The organism is Pseudomonas sp. 05T35 (assembly GCF_056396605.1).
The window spans coordinates 1-5173 of record NZ_JBFTLU010000508.1 but is presented as its reverse complement, the minus strand read 5'-3'; the positions used below and the strand labels follow the sequence as shown (position 1 = coordinate 5173).

The following is a 5173-nucleotide window of genomic DNA, read 5'->3' as shown; positions in this document are numbered from 1 at the left end:
GTCCTGGGGGGCGTTTGCCGGGATGATCACGGCACTGTTGATCCTGTCTTTCTATAGTGTGGTGGGCGGCTGGTCGCTGGATTACATCATCGACATGGGCCGCGGTGACTTCCAGGGCGTGACGGCCGATCAGGTTGGCGCCTATTTTGGTGGGGTGATCGCCGACCCTTGGCGTCTGACGTTGTGGCACACCCTCTTCATGTTGCTGTCGGCGTTCGTTATCGCCAAAGGCGTCGTCGCGGGGCTTGAGCGCAGCCTGCGGATCATGATGCCGTTGCTGTTCGTGATGCTGGTGATTCTGTTGGGCTATAGCCTGACCACCGGGCACTTCATGGAAGGCGTGCATTTCATGTTCGACTTCAACCCGGACAAGTTGCTGGACGGCTTGCTGCCGGCCATGGGGCATGCGTTTTTTTCCCTGAGCGTCGGTGTGGGTTCGATCATGATCTACGGTGCTTATATGCCTAAGCATTCGTCGATTTCCGGGACCATCGTCGGCGTTGCGTTACTGGACACCTTTGTTTCGCTGCTGGCCGGCCTGGCGCTGTTTCCGATTGTGTTTGCTGCCGGTTTGAACCCAAGCGAAGGGCCGGGATTGATGTTTGTCAGTCTGCCATTTGCCTTTGGTAACGTCGCATTCGGCCAGTTGATGGGTGTGGTGTTTTTCGTGCTGGTGGCGATTGCGGCCTGGAGTTCGGCGATTTCCTTGTTGGAGCCGATGGTGGCCTACCTGGTTGAGCGGACCAACATCCGTCGTGGCTGGGTGACGTTCTGGCTGGCATTCAGTTGCTGGTTTGTTGGTTTGGGAACGGTGTTTTCCTTCAATATATGGAAGCAGGCCAAGTTTTTCGTGAATGATGGCGGTGCGTTTCACCTCTACCAGTGGGGAGCGCAAAATGGTCTGGATTTCTTTGGCGTGATCGATTTCTTCACCTCGCGGATCATGTTGCCGCTCGGTGGTTTGTGCTTTGTGGTGTTTGCAGGTTGGGTGATGGGCCGTGAAGCGGTGCGCGACGAACTGTCGATGCGCAGCCCGGTGTTGTTTGCCCTGACATTGTTCTTGATGCGCTATGTGGCGCCAATCGGCATTCTTGTAGTGTTTGCCGCCCAGCTGTGGAAGTGACGCTGACATGACGACACATATTCAACGTTCGGCTCTATTGCCGTATCCGGCGCAAGCGCTCTATGACCTGGTCAATGACGTGGCGCGCTATCCGGAATTTTTGCCTTGGTGTTCCGAGGCGCAAGTGCTGGAAAGCTCTGCCGTGCACATGCGTGCAAGCGTAGGTGTGGCCAAGGGCGGGTTAAGCCAGCACTTTGTGACGCGCAATACACTGGTAGCCGGGTCTTCGATCGAGATGCACCTCGAAGAGGGGCCGTTCAATCAGTTGCATGGTGTTTGGGTGTTCAAGGCATTGGGCGAGAAAGCCTGCAAGATCAGCCTGGACCTGTCGTTCGATTATGCCGGGCCGATTGTTCGGGCGACCCTGGGGCCGTTGTTCAATCAGGCGGCGAACACGCTGGTGGACGCGTTCTGTCAGCGCGCCAAGCAGTTGCATGGTTAAGCCGGTGATTGACGTCGAGGTGGTGTATGCCGCCGTCGACCGCCAGGTGTTGCTCAAGGTAGTGGTGCCCGTGGGCACTACTATACGAGCGGYACTGGCTGAATCAGGCATCGCCGAGCAATTCCCCGAACTGGACCTGGCGACGTGCCCCGTGGGGATTTTCGGCAAGGTGATTGTCGACCCTGAGAATCGTCAGGTTCAGGCGGGTGACCGCATCGAGATTTATCGAGCGTTGCTGGCGGATCCAAAAGAGGTTCGTCGGTTACGTGCGGCCAAGGCTGCGGCGCAGGCCAAGGCTCGGGATCAGTAGATTTCCCAAATGACAGGCAACAAAAAGCCCGGCGTGCCGGGCTTTTTGTTGTGTCGCAATTTATTGCGGTGAAGTGTCCAGCGGTGTTGGCGTCGGGACCGGAACGGTTTCGACGTTGTCGACGTCCTTCTGGATCTGGTCCAGCAGCGACCCCGGTTTTACCGGTTTCTCTGGTTTCGGCTTCTCGGCGTTTTCAGCTGGGGCGGCGACGGTGGTGCCGCTGTTCTTGCCGAGAATCGCTTCGTCACGGCTCACACCAGGCATGAAATCGCCCGACAGGCTGACAAGCTGGTCGTTAGGGTTGAAGATAACGCTGATGCGTTCCTGTTGGCGTTCACCGCCGCCTGGCTGCAGGCTATACAAGTAATCCCAGCGATCGGCATGGAACGTGTCGGTCAGCAGAGGGTTGCCCATGATAAACCGTACTTGCCGACGGGTCATTCCCGGGCGTAACTGGTCTATCATGTCCTGCGTGACGACATTGCCCTGCTGGATGTCGATTTTGTAAACCCCGGGGAATGAACAACCGGCGAGTGCGAGCAGTCCCACAAAGGTGAAACTGGTTAGCAAGAGCTTGGTGTTTTGCATCGGTGGGCGACTTCCACTATCTTGGCTGGGACAACGTAAACGCCGATCATACCCGCATTAAGAGTAGCTGCGAAGCAGCATCGCGAGAAAGCTGACCATGGTTGAAAATAGCGAACTACGCAAAGCCGGCCTCAAAGTGACCCTGCCACGGGTCAAAATTCTGCAAATGCTCGATTCCGCCGAGCAACGTCACATGAGTGCTGAAGATGTTTACAAGGCGCTGATGGAAGCTGGCGAGGATGTCGGTCTGGCCACGGTTTACCGTGTACTGACCCAATTCGAAGCGGCTGGTCTGGTGGTCCGTCACAATTTCGATGGCGGCCACGCGGTTTTCGAGCTGGCTGACGGCGGTCACCGGCCAGGGACTCCTTGGTCAGGTCGATCCCTCCCAGCATTCGCGCCACTTCTTCAATTCGTTCATTTTTGCTCAGCTTGGACACGGCAGTGTGCGTGGCATCGTCACCGCGCACCTTGTGGACAAATAAATGCTGATGGCCCTGGGAGGCTACTTGCGGCAAGTGAGTGACGGTCAGCACCTGTCCGCGCTCCCCGAGTCGGCGCAAGAGCTGGCCGACAATTTCTGCCGTTGGCCCGCCAATGCCGACGTCCACTTCGTCAAACACCAGTGTTGGCACTCGCGAGGTTTGTGCGGTGATCACCTGGATGGCCAGGCTGATTCGTGACAGCTCACCACCCGATGCGACTTTGGCCAAGGCCTTGAGCGGTTGCCCCGGGTTGGCGCTGACCAGTAGTTCCACCTGTTCAAGGCCGTTAGGCAGCAGTTCGGTGCTGGTGTTGGGGCGTAGTTCAATAGTGAAGCGGCCGCCAGGCATGCCCAGGCGTTGAATTTCCTGTTCGACGGCATTGGCCAGGCTGGTCGAGGCCTGATGACGCAGATCGCTCAGCTCCCGGGCTTTTTCCTGGTAGTGCCGGGCGAATGCACCCAGCTCTTCGCTCAGTCGTTCGATGGATTCGTCGTTGGCATTCAGTGTTTCGATTTCGTCCAGCAGCCTTTGCTGAAGTTCTGCGACTTCGGTGGGCTGAATCCGGTGTTTGCGCGCCAGGGTGTAGATCGAATCCAGGCGTTCTTCGAGTTGCTGGAGGCGTGCCGGATCGGCATCGAAATGGTCGAGGAAGCGGTTCAGTTCGCCAACGGCTTCTTCTACCTGAATCTGTGCGCTGGTCAGCAGGTTGGTTGCTTCACCCAGGGCACCGACCGAATTGTTCACGCTCGACAGGCGATTGAGGCTGGCTGTCAGGGCGTTCAGTACATTGCCGGAATCGCTTTCGCTACACTGCTCAACCACTTGTCGGCAAATCCCCAGCAGGGTTTCGGCGTTGGTCAGGTTTTTGTGTTCCTGCTCCAGCTGCTCCAGCTCACTCTCGCCGAGACCGAGGTTTTCCAGTTCTTCGAGTTGATAGCTGAGCAATTGGTGGCGAGCACGCTGCTCGTCGCCGGAGTTGGAGAGGCGCTCCAGCTCCTGGCGAGTCTGGCGCCAGCGCTGGGCGGCCAGTTGTACCTGGCGGGCGAGATCCGTGGCGCCGGCGTATTCGTCGAGCAGCCGGCGGTGCGTGTCGGTTTTCAGTAACGATTGGTGTTCATGCTGGCTGTGGATATCGATCAGCAGTTCGCCGAGGGCTTTAAGGTCGCCAAGCGGGCAGGGGCTGCCATTGATGTAGCCGCGCGAGCGGCCTTCGGCGGTAATCACCCTGCGCAGGATGCACGGGCCGTCGGTATCGAGATCGCGTTCGGCCAGCCAGGCACTGGCTTCCGGGATATCAGCGAGATCGAACGTGGCCAGGATGTCGGCCTTCTCGGCGCCTGGGCGAACCACGCCGCTGTCGGCGCGATCACCAAGGGTCAGGCCCAGGGCGTCGAGCATGATCGACTTGCCGGCGCCGGTTTCTCCTGTGATCACGCTCATCCCGCGATCGAGTTCCAGATCGAGATGTTCAACGATGGCGTAGTTATGTACGGACAGGTGCACCAGCATAGAGGCCGCTCCCAGGCTTTAGGTCTGGTTATTTATACAGTGTTTTGTTTCTGGCTGACAACTGGATACGCAAAATCCAGGCGCCAATCAGGCTCCCGAAGCATCGGGTGAAGACCTGGTGGCTCGTGTACAAGTGCTCGAAGAGCAACTGGCTGGCGCGCAGGATCAGTCTTTGCGTGTTGCTGCCGATCTGCAGAACGTCCGCCGTCGCGCCGAGCAGGATGTAGAAAAAGCTCACAAATTCGCGTTGGAGAAGTTCGCCAACGACCTGCTGCYGATCGTCGACAGCCTGGAGCGTGGTCTTGAGCTGTCCAACCCGGACGACGAAAGCATTCGTCCTATGCGTGAAGGCATCCAGCTGACCCTGAAAATGTTCCAGGACACCCTGAAGCGTTATCAGCTGGAAGCGATCGACCCTGAGGGTGAGCCGTTCAACGCTGCGCACCATCAGGCGATGGCCATGCAGGAAAGTGCCGACGTCGAGCCTAACAGCGTGCTCAAGGTGTTCCAGAAGGGTTACATGCTCAACGGTCGCCTGCTGCGCCCGGCCATGGTCGTGGTCAGCAAGGCTCCGGCGCCGGTTTCGCCTTCGATTGACGAGCAGGCTTGAAATTCGCCGTAAGGCCCCCATTTAGAAGTCAAGCGTTTAAGTGCTACCGCGGTTAGCCACCACTGCTGCGGCAACCAAATCCAAAGTTTCGGGAGAGTGAACATGG

At 58.1% G+C, this 5173-nt stretch carries 5 protein-coding genes and 2 pseudogenes; 5 read left to right on the top strand and 2 right to left on the bottom strand.

All coding sequences use genetic code 11. The features are described 5' to 3' along the window. The 3 genes from AC1DH9_RS26235 to AC1DH9_RS26225 all read left to right on the top strand — a co-directional run. Positions 1-1123, top strand: a 1123-nt coding sequence (locus AC1DH9_RS26235; protein WP_477809073.1) for a sodium-dependent transporter, incomplete at its 5' end; no start/stop codon positions are given. 7 nt (positions 1124-1130) lie between these two features. Beyond that, positions 1131-1565 carry a type II toxin-antitoxin system RatA family toxin gene (locus AC1DH9_RS26230; protein WP_103318587.1) on the top strand — a complete coding sequence of 145 codons (435 nt, stop codon included), beginning with the start codon at positions 1131-1133 and terminating at the stop codon, positions 1563-1565. After that, positions 1558-1875 (top strand): RnfH family protein, encoded by a 318-nt coding sequence (locus AC1DH9_RS26225; RefSeq protein ID WP_477809072.1) that lies wholly within the window; start codon positions 1558-1560, stop codon positions 1873-1875. The genes AC1DH9_RS26230 and AC1DH9_RS26225 overlap by 8 nt, the downstream gene beginning before the upstream one ends. A 60-nt stretch (positions 1876-1935) precedes the next feature. Here AC1DH9_RS26225 and AC1DH9_RS26220 read toward each other — a convergent pair whose 3' ends face one another. Further along, entirely contained in the window at positions 1936-2463 is a 528-nt protein-coding gene (locus AC1DH9_RS26220) for an outer membrane protein assembly factor BamE (protein WP_427533271.1), read from the bottom strand. 97 nt (positions 2464-2560) lie between these two features. Here AC1DH9_RS26220 and AC1DH9_RS26215 point away from each other — a divergent pair. After that, positions 2561-2818: pseudogene (locus tag AC1DH9_RS26215) on the top strand (transcriptional repressor); the annotation flags it as partial. 1 nt (position 2819) lies between these two features. Here AC1DH9_RS26215 and recN read toward each other — a convergent pair. Then, positions 2820-4457: pseudogene (recN, locus tag AC1DH9_RS26210) on the bottom strand (DNA repair protein RecN); the annotation flags it as partial. A 61-nt stretch (positions 4458-4518) separates the two neighbouring features. Between recN and grpE the strand changes: the two are divergent. Further along, positions 4519-5067: a nucleotide exchange factor GrpE gene (gene grpE, locus AC1DH9_RS26205; RefSeq protein WP_477809074.1), complete on the top strand. Its 549-nt coding sequence runs from the start codon at positions 4519-4521 to the stop codon at positions 5065-5067. Positions 5068-5173 lie beyond the last annotated feature (106 nt).